This is a genomic window from Aeromonas sp. S2(2024) (assembly GCF_041402505.1).
GTDB lineage: Bacteria > Pseudomonadota > Gammaproteobacteria > Enterobacterales > Aeromonadaceae > Aeromonas > Aeromonas media.
This window is the reverse complement of sequence record NZ_JBGLRL010000002.1, coordinates 258,865-275,029: the sequence shown is the minus strand read 5'-3', so window position 1 is coordinate 275,029 and position 16,165 is coordinate 258,865. Positions and strand designations below refer to the sequence as shown.

Here is a 16,165-nt window from a genome sequence, read left to right as displayed (position 1 = left end):
GCGGCATGACGACAGCTATGCCCTGAACGAGTGTGCCCTGGGATCATCTTGCCTCCTTGCAACCGATGGCCTCAGCCCGAGGTGCGTTCGATGTCACGCCAGGTGAGCCAGAGCCTGAGATCGAACTCCAGTTGATGATAGTCCGGTTCCATGTGCAGGCAGAGCTGGTAGAAGGCCTTGTTGTGATCCTTCTCCCGCAAGTGGGCCAGCTCGTGCACCACTATCATCTTCAGGAAGGCGGGATGGGCCTCCTTGAACAGGGCGGCGATGCGGATCTCGTTCTTGGCTTTGAGCTTGTTGCCCTGTACCCGGCTGACATAGGTGTGCAGGCCGAGGGCATCCTTGATCACGTTGATCTTGCCGTCGAAGATAACCTTGGAGAGCGGCGCCGAGCTTTTCAGGTAGCGGTTTTTCAGCTCCATGGTATAGGCAAGCAGCGCCTTGTCACTCTGGACGAGGTGGGTCTCAGGGTAGCGTTTGGCCAGCATCTCGCCGAGTTTCCCTGCCGCGATCAACTGCTGTACCTGGCTCTTGAGGGGGTCAGGATAGCCCCCCAGATAGGTCAGTTCCGCCATGATGTCTCCCCCTTCACACTAAAAAGAGCGCCATTGTAATCATGATGGGTCCCCTTGAACACACGTCTGCACGCCAATGAAAGGGGCCGTCGCTGTTGCCAGCGACGGCCCCGACTTTCGCAATCGGTCTCAGCGACGGCGATAGAGACCCGGATCCACCTCTTCATAACGGTCCGTCAGATATTGATAGAAGGCGAGGCTGGAGGGAGAGCTCGGCGTTTTCAGCTGCTCTGCCACCCGCTCCGGCTTGGCGATGATGAACTTGGGATCCTGCCGCCGGATGTCGGCCAGCACCCGCTCGCGCACGTCATAGGGCGGGTTGACGTTGGCGAAGAACAGATAGGCGGAGGCGGGCTGGCGATCGGTCCACAGATAGTATTGCGGCTGTATGCCGTCGACCCAGATCTTGTCGCTCGGCCCTGTCTCGGCCTTGATCCTGTCGACCCTGACCTGGGCCGGCTGATTGAACGGCTTGCCCTTGAGGTTGCCCTCCCAGGCATTGTTGACCAGCAGAGCCAGCATGGCGAGTGACGCCAGCCAGGGGGTGGCGCTGCGCACATCCCAGGCGCGCCAGAGCGGCACCAGGATGAGCACTGGCAGGGCCCACAGCAGGCTGTTGCCGAGCACTTCGCGCACCCGCTCAAGCGACCACTCCTTGGTGCTCCAGCCGTAACCGAGCTGCTGGGCCAGCAGCCAACTGGCGGTCAGCACCACCAGCGAGATGCAGAGCAGGCCCAGGGCATCGGACTGTTGTTCGCTGCGATCCAGCAGGCAGGCCAGAGGCAGCAGGCCAAGCTGCAGGTAGAGCACGTCGTAGTGATCGAACACGTGGCCGGAGACGGAGTTGGCGATCAGGGTAAAGAGCACACCAAACAGGGTGGCGCAGAGGGCAGGCAGATACCACTCCTGGCGGCGACCCAGCATCAACACCATGAAGGCCGGCAGCAGCATGACGAGGCCGGTGCGCAGCAGGCCGACGGCCCCCACCTCCGGCGAGAAGCCGTTGCCGTAGCTCCCCTCGAAGAAGATGCCGAAGGCGTAGTATTGGAATTCGGCCAACAGGCCGTGGTGCTGGAAGTAGGCAAACAGCGGGCCGCCGACCAGGGCCAGTCCCAGCAGGCTGGAGCAGAGCAGACCGAAGGCGCAACGCCACTGCTCACGCAGACACCAGTGGCAGAACAGCACCAGATACCAAGCCCCCCAGAAGGCGCCGTTGTTGGTGCGCATCCAGGCCACGATGGCGAAGGTGAGGGCCGCCACCAGGGCCGGACCCCAGCGAAACTGCTTGTCCAGCAGCAGGGTGATGAAGGCCCACTGGGCGATGAGGGCCAGGTGGAAGGTCCAGTCCTCGGTCATGTTGCCGTAGTAGTAGCGGGTGCTGTAGAGCGCCAGCAGCGCCAGCATGCTGCCGAGGCGGGCCCGCAGGGAGAGCCCCAGCTGGGAGAAGGCCTGCCAGCTGGCGAGCAGACCGAGCCAGCAGAGTACCCACTCCAGCAGCCAGATCCCGAAGAAGCCGCCCAGGGAGTAGCCGAGGGCATCGAGGGCGAAGATCATGGGGCCCTTGATGTCGATCATGTCCCGATAGAGCACGCCCCCCTCGCTCCACATCTTGCCCATCACAGCGAACAGGGAGGCATCAAAGCCGGGCGCCATGCCGTGGAACAGCGGGTTGCGCAAGCAAAACAGCAGCGCCATCAGGGCGGTGAGCAGGACAACCAGAGGCTTGAGCCCGGGGTTGTAGCGCTGAGGGGTAAAACGGATGGCGTGATTCATGGATGACCTGTTCCTGCGGGAAAGACGTAAAAGCGGGCCTATCTTGCCGAGGCCGGCAGTCCGATGCAATGGGCTGGGGTGATGTGTTTGAAATAATGTATAAAAGTAGCGTTTTCAGTGCCCGCAGTGGGCTAAATGATTAGCGGGAGCCGCTGTTGCCTGATGTTGCCGAGGCCGGCAGTCCGCTGCAATGGGGCTGGGGAGTGTGCTTGAAAAATGTAACAAGCGCCGCTCTCACGAAGAAAAGCGGCGCCTTGACAGGGGAGGGCCCGGCGAGGGGCCTCAGGCCATGGGACTGGCGCCCTGGTATTCCACCAGTGCCGGCAGGGGGGCCAGCTCGGGCAGATGGCGGGCCCAGCGGATAAAGGCATCGGCCAGGGTGATGCCGAGCTCCTGATTGTGTTGGGTCAGGGTGCGGGCCAGGGCCGTGTAGCCCTCCTTGCCTGAGGCGGTGTAGGCACTGGAGACCCCCCGATAGATGGCATCCATCTCGACGTTCTGCCACTGACCCGGGCTCGCCTCCCATTCGAGGCGAGTGATCCGGCTCCCCCTGGGCTTGTCTGCCTGATAACTGAAGCGCATCCCGGCGGTATAGGGGAAGCTGCCGCTGCCATTGCCGACAACGCCGTTGTTGGTGGCGTTGTCGATGGCTCCCTCCAGCGCTTCCGCCAGCTCATGGCCGTGCACCCGGTAGAGGGTGAGCGGGATGGCAAAGGGCAGCAGGCGCCCGGCGATGTCCGCCTCGCTCAAGGGGCCGGGTTCGAGTGAGCAGCGCACGCCGCCTGCGTTGTGCAGGGCGAAATCCACCTGGCCCACCTGCTCGCGGGCACCGGCCAGCATGGCGCTCGCCACCAGGGGGGCGACCTGACTGCCGGCGGGCAGGGCGGCATCGGGCAGGCGCTTATGGTGCAGTGGCCCGGCGAGGTGGGACACTATGCGCCGGGTCATGGTCTCGAGTTCGGGCCGGTAGCGCCTGGCCAGATGCTGCTCGATCTCGGGGGCCGGCTCGCAGAAATGGAGCCCTGCCGGCGGGGGCGAGGCAAAGGGCCAGGGCTGCCAGGGCAGCCACTCCAGCTGGCCGCGGCTTTGGCAAACGCGCCCGCGCTCATCAAATTCCAGCTCGCATACCCCGAGGCACAGCGCGCTGTGGGCCGCATGCAGTATGGCGACCCCCTCGATCATCAAGGGGTAGCTCCCCTCGCTCATCAGCCCGAGCGGGGCCAGATCCCCCAGCTGGCTGTGGGTGTGGCCACCGACAATCAGGCTGAGTTCGGGGAAACGGGCTGCCAGCTTCTTGTCCTGCTCCAGCCCCAGGTGGCTGAGCAAGATGATGTGCTCTATCCCTTCGGCCTTGATCTCGCCAAGGGCGGCGTTGAGGGTATCTTCGATGCCGTGGAAGCGGGTGTGGGGATCCGGGCTTGCGATGGCGGCCATCTGCGGCAAGGTGATGCCGAGCAGGGCGAAGGGGACGCCGTCGATGACGCGTCTGTGCCAGGGGCGGCTGACATCAAACAGTTGTGGCAAGCCGTGCAACCGCAGCGGGGCATCGGCTGGCTCCTGGCTGCTGTCGAGGTTGGCGGCCAGCACCGGATAGTCGAGCTGGCGCAGAAACTCCACCAGCGGGCCGTTGCCGAGATCGAATTCATGGTTTCCGATCACCATGGCATCCGGTCGCAGCAGGCCGAGCAGGTCGGCGTTGGCCCGCCCCTTGAAGCGGTTGAAATAGAGCGACCCCTGGAAGGTGTCACCCCCGTGCAGCAGCAGGCAGGTCTGGCCCGCAGCGGCAGCCTGCTGGCGCAGGGCGGCCAGCCGGGTCAGGATGCGGCCGTAGCCGCCACACTGGGTGCGCCATTCGGACTCACCCTCAGGGGATAAGCGCATGGGGGCGCCATCGAAATGGGAGTGGCAGTCACTGAAGTGGGCAAGTTGAACCGTAATACTCAAGGCTCGGCCCTCCTTAGGGAAAAAGAGCACCGAGTCTACTGCAAGGAGTGGGGGGGATGCCAGCCCGGCAGGCGCCGGGCTGGAAAAGAGTCAGACGGTACTCAGGCAGGCACCAGGATCTGGGTGGCGAGGATCACCACCAGCAGGCCGACGGCGACCGGCATAGAGGTGCGCTTGACCACCTCGAACGGGGATAGATTGCCCATGCCCGCACAGGCGACCACCACCCCGGAGACCGGCGAGATGGTGCGACCCAGGTTGGAGGCTTGCAGCATGGGGATCACCAGGTAGGCTGGATTGACGCCCAGACTGGTGGCCAGGTGCGGGATCAGCTCCACGAAGGCATAGAAGGGGGCATTGCCCGAGCCCGTGGTAAAGGCGGCCAAGGTGGTGATGACCACCAGCACCAGCATGATGACGATGCCGCCTGTGCCAAAGCTCTGGGCCAGATCCAGGAGATTGGCGATGAAACCGAGCCCCATCAGCCCCTGGGCGAAGACCCCGGCCCCCACCAAGAGCATGACCACGCCGGCGAAGGCGTCAGCCATGCTGCGCCAGCACACCTGCAGACCGTCCAGCAGCTCGCGGCCGTTGCGCTTGCGCATCAGCTCCAGCAGGGCGGCCAGCACCAGACAGATGACGATGATGGTGACGATGTCGAGCTTGGGGCCCAGCTTGCCGTCAAACAGCAGTACACCGATGATGGGGGTGAACGGCAGTATGGCGTAGAAGCCGGGGGCATCGGTGATGAGATCGCTCGGGGCGACCGCCTCGTTGTGTTCGCCGGACTTCCTGTCCAGATAGCGCTGCCAGAAGAAGTGGGTCACCGCCATGGCGGCGATGGCCGTCAGGGAGATGGGCAGGGTCAGCTTGAAGGCAAACTCGATGAGCTCCATGTTGGCGGCCTGGGCGGCCATCACCACGTCCCCCGAGGTGGGGGCCAGTATGATGGCGGCCGGGGAGGCGCACACCGCAGCCGCGGCGCCGCGGGAGATCCCCATGTTGACCATCAACGGGAACAGGGTCGCCATCAGCAGCACGCCTAGGCCGGTGGCAGAGCTCACCGCCAGCGACATGGCGCAGGCCACCAGGTAGGCGGCTACCAGCAGTATGTAGGGGGACTTGATGATGCCAAGGGGCTTGCTGGCCAGCTTCACCAAGATGGTGTTGGCGCCTATGTGGCTCATGTAGCCGGCAAAGCCGCACAGCACCATGATCAGCATGCCGAGGCCGCCCCCCCTGTCTACCAGCAGGAAGCGCACGTACTCGAACACGTCTGTGGCCACGTGGCCGGTGGAGGCGACGCTGGCTGGCAGCACCGCCTTGCCCATCAGGGCGGTGATCGCCAGCAGCAAGAGGCCGCCGCTGAGCAGCACCCCGGTCGCCGAATAGCCCTTGAAGATGTAGCGACCCACGGCCAGGGTGACCAGGGTGCCAATAAGGAGTTCCATCATAAATAGGTTCCTGAGTATGGAGTGACGTATGGCATCTAACGGGCTGAGCAGAGGATTGGACTGGCTAGCCTGACATGTGCCAACAAAAGCACCGGGATTATTACCTCATAAGGAGTAATTCACCATGGGAATGGTGGCTGGCTGTGATCTCCCTTGCAAATCCCCATCCGCCCAGGGGGAGATCCTACCCTGTGCCACCCCCGGTACCGAGAGCAGGTGACAGCGCCCCTGATCGCGGTTAATCTCCACACTGACTATTAATTCATTGATTATTAATTGAAATTACGCCGGGACTCACAAGGAGCAAGGCAGCACGACGATGGGACTCTTCAGCAAGACAGGGGCGGTGGCGGCCCTCATATATGCCGCCTCAATCGGAGCAGCACCCTCCCATTATGCAGATATTCGGGTGGCGCCTGATATCAAGGTCGATTTCCAGTTCTATCGGGTATCAGGGTCCGATGTGGCTGCCGTGATGCGCCAGATCACCGCCTTGTCGCCTACTCAGGCAGACGGCCATATCGGCAGGGCCAGCTATCAGCTCTCCTGGCAGTTGCAGACCAGGGCGACCCCGGCGCGCTGCGAACTGGATCAGGCTCAGGTGACGGCCCGCATCCAGGTCAGGGTGCCGAACTGGATGGACAAGGCCAAAGCCTCCGCGGCGGAGCGGCAGAAGTGGGACAAGCTGGTGGCGGCCATGTTCGACTACGAGAGCCGCCACAAGGATATATTGCTCGAAAGCGTCAGCCAGCTCGGCATCCGGCTCGCCCAGTTGCCCGTCGCCCAGGATTGCGCCGTCTTGCAGCATCAGGGCTGGCAGCAGGGGCAGGCGGTGCTGGAGGCGACCCGGGATCGATTCGCCACCCTGGCGCAGCAGACCGATCGGGGGCGCAAGCTCGGGGTCAGCTGGCCAGAGGGCAGCTGACCGTCATCGCCAATAAAAAACGGGCTTCCCTTGTGGAAGCCCGTTTTGTTTGAGGTCCAACCTGGGTTGGGATCAGGACGCCGGATCGCGCAGCGGCTTGCCCTTGCGCAGCCTGCGCACCCAGTAGCGGGCCGGATGCAGCGCCTCCAGCAGATCGGCAGCCAGCGGCAGCGGATCACCGCAGATCTCGCTCGCGACCAGCTCACCGCAGAGGGGCGCCGAGCACAGACCCCGGGAGCCGAGGGCGCCCAGCACATAGAGACCGGCGTGCAGGGGCAGCGCGCGCTGCTGATCAGCGGGGGCCTTAGGGTCTTGATCCGCCAGGCTTGCCAATCTGGCGACGGGGCCTGCCACCGGCAGGTGATCCCGGCTGGCGCAGCGAACGCCGACCCGCGCCTCGTTGCCGCTCACGTCCACCTCGGCAGGCCAGCTTTGATCCGTCAGGCAGGCTTGCAGCCGTGCCTGGTTCTGAGCCTGCTCCTCGGCACTGAATGCGAGGGTGCTCTGGTTGCGGCCATAGCTGGCCCCGATGCAGTGCGCTCCGTCGTGGGCCGGGGTGAGGTAGCCGTCGTAGCAGAGCACAGTTCTGAGCTGGCCTAACCGCGCCGTGGTCGGCACATGGCTCACCTGACCGCGCACCGGGTAGAGCGGCAGCTCGGCAAAGGGGATGAGTGCAGGCAACTGATGGCCGGCAGCCACCACCAGGTTGGGGGCCTGCCACTGGCGGCCATCTTGGCTCTCCACCTGCCAGACGTCTGCCAGCTCGCTGATGGTGCTCACCGGTGTGTGGTACTCAAGGCGCAGCAGACCGCTGGCTTGCGCTTCTTTCAGGGCGGCGCGGGTGAGATCCGCCGGGCAGAGCCAGCCTCCCAGGGGGTAGCTGACGCCACCGTGGTCGCAGGGCAGGCCGACCACCTGCTCAACTTCCGAGACAGAGAGTGGGTGCATCAGCTCGGGGGGGAAGGGGCCCTGACCCATCTTGGCGAGCTTGGCGGCGGACTTGTCGTCGTAGCCAAGCTGGGTGACGCCGCACAGCGAGAAGGCCACGGGATGGCGCGCAGCCAGGGCCAGCAGCCGCTGGCGGGCATAGCCGAAGGCCAGGGAATAGAAGCGTGACAGGGCGTCGTGCTCCCCGTTAAGCAGCGGATAGAGCGCCCCCTGCCGGTTACCGGAGGCGCCGGTGGCAGGCTCGCCATCTTCACACAGCAGGGTCACCTTGCGACCCCGCTCCACTAGGGAGAGCGCCGTCATGGCCGAGGCGATGCCGCCGCCGATGATCAGCACCTCGCCGTCCCGGCCGGCGGGGCGGGCATACCAGGGGGAGATGGTCTGCTCGGGCACTTTGCCCTCCCGCCTCCCTGCCAGCATCTCCCGCTTGCTGCCGTGCCCCTTCACCTTCTTCATGGCAAAGCCGACGTCAATCAGACCGCGGCGCACGAAACCGGCGCAGGTAAAGGTCGAGAGGGTCGCGCTGGGGCGAGCGAGGCGAGCGAGGCCATCGAACAGCGCTTGTGTCCACATCTCGGGATTCTTGGCAGGCGAGAAGCCATCCAGATACCAGGCATCAACCAGACCTTGGGGGCCGTGAGGCACCTGAGGCAACATCTCCTTGATGTCGCCAAGCCAGAGATCGAGGCGGATGCGGCCGCCGGCAAAAATGAGGCGATGGCAGCCGGAGACCGGCAGCGGCCATTGCTCGATGAGAGGCTGGCTAAGGTGCGCGAGCTCGGGCCAGGCCGCTAAGGCCTTGCAGAGATCCGCCTGGGCCAGGGGGTATTTCTCGAAGCTGATGAAGTGCAGGTGCGAGCCGTTGCCGGATTGGGGGGCCTGTTCCAGGAAGGCGGCCATTGTCGCCAGAAAGTTAAGACCTGTGCCGAAACCTGTTTCGCCAATCACGAAACTGTCACTATCGTGGTGCGAAAATCGTGCCGGTAGGTGATTTTGCAATAAAAAGACGTAGCGGGTTTCACTTAGACCGTTATCATTGGAAAAGTACACATCCCCGAACTCACTGGAGACTGGAGTTTCCGCTTCATTCCAGTCCAATCGGGCATGATGTAAGGATGTTTGACTCACGTTTTCCTCTGCTCGCGTCATAAATTCGCGGGCATTCTACGTGAAAGCAGACCAGTTTGGCAGCCGAAAGCGGGTAGACTCGGTGCCAGTTTTTCCAGACGAGATGAATTAATGAGAAGAGCAGTGATCACCGGTATCGGCGTCATCTCCAGTATCGGCAACAACAAGGAAGAGGTGCTGGCCTCCCTGAAAGCAGGCAAATCCGGCATCACCTATTCCGAGCAGTTTGAACAGTACAATCTGCGCAGCCGTGTCTGGGGTAACATCAAACTCGATCCGTCTGAACTGATCGACCGTAAAGTCATGCGTTTCATGGGTGACGCCGCGGCCTATGCGTACCTCTCCATGCAGCAGGCTATCGCTGACGCGGGTCTGCCAGAGGATCAGGTCTCCAACGAGCGTACCGGGATAGTGGTCGGCTCCGGCGGCGCCTCCGGCAAGAACACCTCGGAGTCTGCGGACATCGCCCGTGAGAAAGGGGTCAAGCGTGTGGGTCCCTACATGGTGCCGCGTACCATGTCCTCCACCACCTCTGCCTGCCTGGCCACCCCGTTCAAGATCAAGGGTGTCAACTACACCATCAGCTCCGCCTGCGCCACCTCTGCCCACTGCATCGGTCACGCACTGGAACTGATCCAGCTTGGCAAGCAGGACATCGTCTTCGCCGGCGGCGGCGAGGAGCTGGACTGGTCTTCCACCATCCAGTTCGATGCCATGGGCGCCCTCTCCACCAAGTACAACGACACCCCGGAAAAGGCGTCCCGTACCTATGATGCGGACCGCGATGGTTTCGTCATCTCCGGCGGCGGCGGCATCCTGGTGGTCGAAGAGCTGGAACATGCCCTGGCCCGCGGTGCCCACATCTACGCCGAAATCACCGGTTACGGTGCCACCTCCGACGGCTACGACATGGTTGCCCCGAGCGGTGAAGGCGCGGTGCGTTGCATGAAGATGGCGATGCAGGACGTCGGCTCTGTGGATTACATCAACACCCACGGCACTTCGACTCCGGTCGGTGATACCAAGGAGCTGGAAGCCATCCAGACCCTGTTTGGCAGCAATGCGCCCAAGCTCTCCGCCACCAAGGCGATGACGGGCCATGCCCTTGGCGCCGCCGGTGTGCACGAGGCCGTCTACTCCCTGCTGATGATGGAACACGGCTTCATTGCCCCCAGCATCAACATCGAGAACCTGGACGAGAAGGCCGTGGGTCTGCCCATCGTACGCGAGTACGAAACGGCCGATCTCAATACCGTCATGTCCAACAGCTTCGGCTTTGGCGGTACCAACGCTTCCCTGGTGTTCAGCAAGTTCAAGGCTTGATGAACCGATGAAGTGAAAAAAAGGCGCCGCAAGGCGCCTTTTTATTGGGCTTTAACTGGGCCTCAGGCCGGTTCGGCCAGGGGCAGGCGCATATAGACGGCGTCTTCGCCGTACTCCTCCAGGGACTTGGGGGTCTTGGCTGGCACGAAGCCCTGCTTGCGCCAGAAGGCGGGGGCATCCTGCACCGCCACCAGACCTGCATGGCGATACCCTTCTCGACTCGCGAAATCGAGCGCCGTGGCCAGCAGTTGCTGCCCGACGCCCAGACCTCGGGCCTCGCCACTGACCGCGAGATCGTGCAGATAGAACTCTTCATGACCGGCCAGCGCCTTCATCGGCACCGAGAGGGGCGGGGGCTGGTGGGCGCGCCAGGGATGGCAGAGCAGGTAACCGAGCACCCGGCCCTGACGCTCGGCGACCCAGCAACAGGCGGGGGCGAGTTGTGCCTTGTTGCTCATCACCTCGAGGGGCTCGGGCTCCAGCTGGTGGTAGCACTCGCTCTGAATGGTCATGATGGCGGGCCAGTCGAGGGGCCGTATGGTTCTTATCTTGATCATCGTACTGGAGGGCGCGTGCCCCTGGTCAACCCTTGAAAGAAGGTGGTCAGCATCATAACCCAGGGGGCGTGCAAATTGAACCGCAGCCCCTCGTGGCTCAGCGAGCGGCCTCTTTGCTCACCACCTTGATCAGCTGATAGCGCACCGAGGAGGCGTCTGCCGGCACGTCGGTGAGCTGTTCGGTACGCACTTCCAGTTGATAGCGGAAACCAGGCTCAAAGGTGAAACCTTCGATCTGCTGGTAGAAGAGGGTCCAGCTCTCGCCAGGCTGGCTGCGCACCTGCATGCACTTCATGGGGGCGACACCGACGCAGTCGGCCAGCTTGTCCTGGATATACAGGGTCTCTGTGGCCGGGGTGCTCTGGCAGGCGCTGAGCAACAAGGCGGAGCAGAGGAGCAGGGGAGCTTTCATGATGGGTGTCCTTGGCGTAAAAGGGCGCGATTAGACCCTCAAATGAAAAGGCGGTCAATGACCGCCTTTGTAACAAACCATGACAACTCGCCGGATCAGCGCTGATCAAGCGGAGTGAAATCCCGTTGGGCCAGGCCGGTATAGAGCTGACGCGGACGGCCGATCTTCTGGTCCGGATCCGAGTGCATTTCGTTCCAGTGGGCAATCCAGCCGATGGTGCGGGAGATGGCGAAGATCACGGTGAACATGGACATGGGGATGCCGATGGCCTTCATGATGATGCCGGAGTAGAAGTCCACGTTCGGGTAGAGCTTCTTCTCGATGAAGTAGGGGTCGGAGAGCGCGATGCGCTCCAGCTCCATGGCCACGTCCAGCAGCGGATCCTTGATCTGCAGCTCGGTCAGTACCTCGTGACAGGTTTCGCGCATCACGGTGGCACGGGGGTCGTGGTTCTTGTAGACCCGGTGGCCGAAGCCCATCAGACGGAAGGGATCGTTCTTGTCCTTTGCGCGGCCGATGTACTCGGGAATACGGTCAACCGAGCCGATCTCCTCGAGCATTTTGAGGCAGGCTTCATTGGCGCCGCCGTGGGCCGGACCCCACAGGGAGGCGATCCCCGCAGCAATACAGGCAAACGGGTTGGCACCGGAGGAGCCGGCCAGACGCACGGTGGAGGTGGAGGCGTTCTGTTCGTGGTCCGCATGCAGGGTGAAGATGCGATCCATGGCGCGCTCGACGATGGGGTTGACCTTGTACTCTTCGGTCGGCACACCAAACATCATGTGCAGGAAGTTGCCGGCATAGGAGAGGGCGTTGCGCGGCTGCATGAAGGGTTGGCCGATGGAGTACTTGTAACACATGGCGGCCAGGGTCGGCATCTTGGAGAGCAGACGGAAGGCGCAGATCTCGCGATGCTCTTCGTTGTTGATGTCGAGGGCATCGTGATAGAAGGCGGACAGGGCGCTGACCACACCGCACATGATCGCCATGGGGTGGGAGTCACGGCGGAAGCCGCGGAAGAAGAAGGCGATCTGCTCGTGCACCATGGTGTGGCGGGTGACCAGGCGTTCAAATTCCGCGTATTGCGTCTTGGTGGGCGCCTCGCCGTACAGCAGGATGTAACAGACTTCCAGGTAACTGGCCTGGGTGGCCAACTGGGCGATGGGATAACCACGGTGCAGCAAGACACCCTGATCTCCGTCAATATAGGTAATGGATGATTTGCAAGCACCGGTGGCCATAAAGCCGGGGTCGAAGGTGAAGTACCCTTGCGCGCCCAGTTTTCTGACATCGATTACATCGGGTCCAACAGTACCGGACAGGATCGGTAGTTCTACCGGCTCTTTTCCGGGCAGATGTAGGGTGGCTATCTTATCAGCCATAGCACGTCTCCTTTGCTCTTTTATAATTTGGTTCCAGTCCTACTTTATTACGACTTTCATGACGCTGGCAAAGGTTCTTACCCGTACCACGGCGGCTGGAGCGCCTTATTTGAACCAGAGAACCACCTTCTTGTCAATTTTCCTGAATGATCATTAATGACTTGTTAAACCGGTTGTGAGATCTGGTTTACGGTTTTGGGTTTTCTATGTAGCTAATTGATTGTCATTGGTTAAGGCCGCCGATATACTGCGCCTCGTGGGTGATGGCCGTCGGTGTTTGAAACGCTTTCGCAAAGCCAGATGTGATATCTAAAATGTTATTTTTGGCTTTTCCGAGTTGTTTTGGTAACAAAAACCTAACAAATGCCACTCCTAGCCCTCAAAGCGTGTGAAAACAATAACTAACGTGCTCAATGGAGCTGAGTGGGCAAAGCCGTGAAAAATAAACAGAGACCTGTAAACCTCGACCTGCAAACGATCAGCTTTCCTGTCACCGCCATCGCTTCCATCTTGCACCGTGTCTCAGGGGTTATCACCTTTGTGGCGCTGGCCATCTTGCTGTGGATGCTTGGTACTTCACTCTCCTCTCCCGAAGGATTTGAAACAGTCGTTGCCATCATGGACAACTTCCTGGTCAAGTTCGTGTTGTGGGGGATCCTGACTGCGCTGGCATACCACATAGTGGGCGGCCTGCGTCATCTGGTCATGGACATGGGGCATTGGGAAGAGCTGGATTCCGCGAATCAGAGTGCCCGGGTGGGCTTCGTGATTACCGGGATTCTGGCGGTATTGGCGGGGGTACTGGTATGGTAACCAATTCTGCAACTTTCGGGCGCAGCGGTGTTCATGATTACATCCTGATCCGCGCCACCGCCCTCATCATGACGGCTTACGTCCTTTATCTGGTGGGCTTTGTCGCCTTCAACGACATTACCTACGAGGTGTGGACCGGCTTCTTCGCCACAACCTTCACCAAGGTCTTCACCCTGCTGACGCTCCTGTGCGTCCTGATCCACGCCTGGATCGGTCTGTGGCAGGTGCTGACCGACTATATCAAGCCGGTCGGACTGCGCGGTGCGCTGCAGTTTGCGCTGGTGGTGGTGCTGTTCGTCTATCTGATGACGGGTTTCGTCGTGCTGTGGGGTGTGTAAGGTGACTATTCCAACTCGTGAATTTGATGCGGTCGTGATCGGTGCCGGTGGTGCCGGCATGCGCGCCGCGCTGCAGATTGCCCAGTCCGGCAAGAGCTGCGCACTGCTTTCCAAGGTTTTCCCGACTCGTTCCCACACGGTTTCCGCCCAGGGCGGGATCACGGTCGCCCTGGGCAATGCCCATGACGACAACTGGCAGTGGCACATGTATGACACCGTCAAGGGCTCCGATTACATCGGTGACCAGGAAGCGATTGAATACATGTGCAAGACCGGCCCCGAGGCCATCTACGAGCTGGAGAACATGGGCTTGCCCTTCTCCCGTTTCGACAACGGCTCTGTCTATCAGCGCCCCTTCGGCGGTCAGTCCAAGAATTTTGGCGGCGAGCAGGCGGCCCGTACCGCGGCGGCTGCCGACCGGACAGGTCACGCCCTGCTGCATACCCTGTATCAGCAGAACGTCAAGAACAAGACCACCGTCTTCTCCGAATGGTATGCCCTGGATCTGGTGAAGAACCAGGACGGCCACATCGTCGGCTGCACCGCCATCGACATGGAGAGCGGCGAAGTCGTCTACTTCAAGGCCAAGGCCACAGTGCTTGCCACTGGCGGCGCCGGTCGCATCTACCAGTCCACCACCAACGCCCACATCAACACGGGTGACGGCGTCGGCATGGCGCTGCGTGCCGGAGTCGGCGTGCAGGACATGGAATTCTGGCAGTTCCACCCCACCGGCATCGCCGGGGCAGGGGTACTGGTGACCGAGGGTTGCCGTGGTGAAGGCGGCTATCTGCTCAACAAAGATGGCGAGCGCTTCATGGAGCGTTATGCGCCCAACGCCAAGGATCTCGCCGGTCGCGACGTGGTGGCTCGTTCCATCATGATCGAGATCCGCGAAGGTCGTGGCTGTGACGGTCCCTGGGGCCCGCACATCAAGCTCAAGCTGGATCACCTCGGCAAAGAGGTGCTGGAATCCCGTCTGCCGGGCATCTGCGAGCTCTCTCGCACCTTCGCCCACGTGGATCCGGTCAAGGAACCCATCCCCATCATCCCGACCTGCCACTACATGATGGGCGGCGTGCCGACCAGCGTGAACGGCCAGTGCCTGACCCAGGATAAAGACGGCAACGATGTCCCCGTGGTCGGCCTGTTCGCGGTGGGGGAAATCGCCTGCGTGTCCGTGCACGGTGCCAACCGCCTCGGCGGCAACTCCTTGCTGGATCTGGTGGTGTTTGGTCGTGCCGCCGGCATGCACCTGGTGGAGACCCTGGGCGAGATGGATCATGGTCGCGAGGCGTCTGAATCCGACATCGCCGCGGCGCTGGCCCGCTTCAATCGCTGGGAGAACAACCGCGATGGCGAGGATCCCGCCGAGATCCGCCGTGACCTGCAGCGCTGCATGCAGAACAACTTCTCCGTGTTCCGCGAAGGGGACGCCATGGCAGAAGGGCTGGCCGAACTGAAACTCATCCGCGAGCGCCTCAAGAATGCCCGTCTGGACGACACCTCCAAGGAGTTCAACACCCAGCGCATCGAGTGCCTGGAGCTGGACAACCTGATGGAGACGGCCTTTGCCACCGCGGTTGCCGCCAACTTCCGTACCGAGAGCCGGGGTGCCCACAGCCGCTTCGATTTCCCGGAGCGTGACGACGAGAGCTGGTTGTGCCACAGCCTCTATCATCCGGACACCGAGTCCATGACCCGTCGTGCTGTCAACATGTCACCCAAGACCCGTGAGGCGTTCCCGCCCAAGGTCCGGACTTACTGATTGCGGAGCCAAGCACAATGAACGTCACATTCTCTGTCTACAGATACAATCCGGACGTTGATAACGTCCCGCATATGAAGGAATATCGTCTTGATATTCCTGAAGGTTCCGACATGATGGTGCTCGATGCACTGATCCAGCTGAAAGAGCTGGATCCCACGCTCTCCTTCCGCCGCTCCTGCCGCGAAGGGGTCTGTGGATCAGACGGTCTCAACATGAATGGCAAGAACGGTCTTGCCTGCATCACCCCGCTCTCCGATCTGCTGAAGAAGGGCAACAAGGTCGTCATCCGACCCCTGCCCGGTCTGCCAGTGATCCGCGATCTGGTGATCGACATGACCCAGTTCTACACCCAGTGGGAGAAGGTCAAACCCTTCCTCATCAACGATGAGAAACTGCCGCCCGTGCGTGAGCACCTGCAATCCCCCGAAGAGCGCGCCAAGCTGGATGGCCTGTACGAGTGTATTCTCTGTGCCTGCTGCTCCACCTCTTGCCCCTCCTTCTGGTGGAACCCGGACAAGTTCATCGGCCCGGCCGGGCTGCTCGCCGCCTACCGCTGGTTGGCAGACAGCCGCGACACCGCCGCCACCGAACGACTGGGCAACCTGGATGACGCCTTTAGCGTGTTCCGCTGCCACGGCATCATGAACTGCGTGAACGTCTGTCCCAAGGGCTTGAACCCGACCAAGGCCATCGGTCAGATCAAGTCGATGTTGCTCAACCGGGCTGTGTAATACCAGGGCCAGGGCGCCTTGCGCCGGGCCCGACCTCTGGATAGCCATCCCGTCCCGGGATGGCTATGACCCTACAAGCTGCGCTGCAGTG

14 protein-coding genes are annotated in these 16,165 nt (G+C 61.9%); 6 read left to right on the top strand and 8 right to left on the bottom strand.

Annotated features, from left to right (window positions below):
- Positions 1–71 precede the first annotated feature (71 nt).
- From ACB039_RS03670 to dcuC, 4 genes are all read right to left on the bottom strand, one after another.
- Positions 72–575, bottom strand: a complete 504-nt coding sequence (locus ACB039_RS03670) for a M48 family metallopeptidase (protein ID WP_043132136.1) — start codon at positions 573–575, stop codon at positions 72–74.
- A 129-nt stretch (positions 576–704) separates the two neighbouring features.
- Positions 705–2,348 carry a hypothetical protein gene (locus ACB039_RS03665; RefSeq protein ID WP_226169420.1) on the bottom strand — a complete coding sequence of 548 codons (1,644 nt, stop codon included), beginning with the start codon at positions 2,346–2,348 and terminating at the stop codon, positions 705–707.
- 282 nt (positions 2,349–2,630) lie between these two features.
- Positions 2,631–4,292 (bottom strand): bifunctional UDP-sugar hydrolase/5'-nucleotidase, encoded by a 1,662-nt coding sequence (locus tag ACB039_RS03660; protein ID WP_161507270.1) that lies wholly within the window; start codon positions 4,290–4,292, stop codon positions 2,631–2,633.
- Positions 4,293–4,393: 101 nt separating this feature from the next.
- Positions 4,394–5,746, bottom strand: a complete 1,353-nt coding sequence (gene dcuC, locus ACB039_RS03655) for an anaerobic C4-dicarboxylate transporter DcuC (protein ID WP_171269763.1) — start codon at positions 5,744–5,746, stop codon at positions 4,394–4,396.
- Positions 5,747–6,065: 319 nt separating this feature from the next.
- On the opposite strand from dcuC, the gene ACB039_RS03650 reads away from it, so the two are divergent.
- Positions 6,066–6,671, top strand: a complete 606-nt coding sequence (locus ACB039_RS03650) for a DUF922 domain-containing protein (RefSeq protein WP_161507268.1) — start codon at positions 6,066–6,068, stop codon at positions 6,669–6,671.
- A 72-nt stretch (positions 6,672–6,743) separates the two neighbouring features.
- Here ACB039_RS03650 and mnmC read toward each other — a convergent pair whose 3' ends face one another.
- On the bottom strand, positions 6,744–8,768 hold the full coding sequence (mnmC, locus tag ACB039_RS03645) for a bifunctional tRNA (5-methylaminomethyl-2-thiouridine)(34)-methyltransferase MnmD/FAD-dependent 5-carboxymethylaminomethyl-2-thiouridine(34) oxidoreductase MnmC (protein ID WP_371165163.1): 2,025 nt from the start codon (positions 8,766–8,768) through the stop codon (positions 6,744–6,746).
- Between the two features lie 90 nt (positions 8,769–8,858).
- Between mnmC and fabB the strand changes: the two genes are divergently transcribed.
- Complete coding sequence (gene fabB, locus ACB039_RS03640) at positions 8,859–10,070, top strand: beta-ketoacyl-ACP synthase I (RefSeq protein ID WP_041205911.1); 1,212 nt, start codon at positions 8,859–8,861, stop codon at positions 10,068–10,070.
- A 62-nt stretch (positions 10,071–10,132) separates the two neighbouring features.
- On the opposite strand, the gene ACB039_RS03635 is transcribed toward fabB, so the two are convergent.
- The 3 genes from ACB039_RS03635 to ACB039_RS03625 form a co-directional block, all read right to left on the bottom strand.
- Positions 10,133–10,627, bottom strand: coding sequence for a GNAT family N-acetyltransferase (locus ACB039_RS03635; protein ID WP_005326918.1), 495 nt, complete (start codon positions 10,625–10,627; stop codon positions 10,133–10,135).
- Positions 10,628–10,724: 97 nt separating this feature from the next.
- Positions 10,725–11,039, bottom strand: coding sequence for a DUF4377 domain-containing protein (locus ACB039_RS03630; RefSeq protein ID WP_005326919.1), 315 nt, complete (start codon positions 11,037–11,039; stop codon positions 10,725–10,727).
- A gap of 95 nt (positions 11,040–11,134) precedes the next feature.
- Entirely contained in the window at positions 11,135–12,421 is a 1,287-nt protein-coding gene (locus ACB039_RS03625) for a citrate synthase (RefSeq protein WP_161507266.1), read from the bottom strand.
- Positions 12,422–12,844: 423 nt separating this feature from the next.
- On the opposite strand from ACB039_RS03625, the gene sdhC reads away from it, so the two are divergent.
- From sdhC to ACB039_RS03605, 4 genes are read left to right on the top strand one after another with little or no spacing between them, the layout of a single operon-like run.
- The gene (gene sdhC, locus ACB039_RS03620; RefSeq protein ID WP_025326734.1) at positions 12,845–13,234 is read left to right on the top strand and encodes a succinate dehydrogenase cytochrome b556 subunit; all 390 of its coding nucleotides are present in this window, start codon (positions 12,845–12,847) and stop codon (positions 13,232–13,234) included.
- Positions 13,228–13,572 (top strand): succinate dehydrogenase, hydrophobic membrane anchor protein, encoded by a 345-nt coding sequence (sdhD, locus tag ACB039_RS03615; RefSeq protein ID WP_005326929.1) that lies wholly within the window; start codon positions 13,228–13,230, stop codon positions 13,570–13,572. The genes sdhC and sdhD overlap by 7 nt, the downstream gene beginning before the upstream one ends.
- A 1-nt stretch (position 13,573) precedes the next feature.
- On the top strand, positions 13,574–15,340 hold the full coding sequence (sdhA, locus tag ACB039_RS03610) for a succinate dehydrogenase flavoprotein subunit (RefSeq protein ID WP_025326735.1): 1,767 nt from the start codon (positions 13,574–13,576) through the stop codon (positions 15,338–15,340).
- A 17-nt stretch (positions 15,341–15,357) separates the two neighbouring features.
- Positions 15,358–16,074, top strand: a complete 717-nt coding sequence (locus tag ACB039_RS03605; protein ID WP_025326736.1) for a succinate dehydrogenase iron-sulfur subunit — start codon at positions 15,358–15,360, stop codon at positions 16,072–16,074.
- Positions 16,075–16,165: the final 91 nt, after the last annotated feature.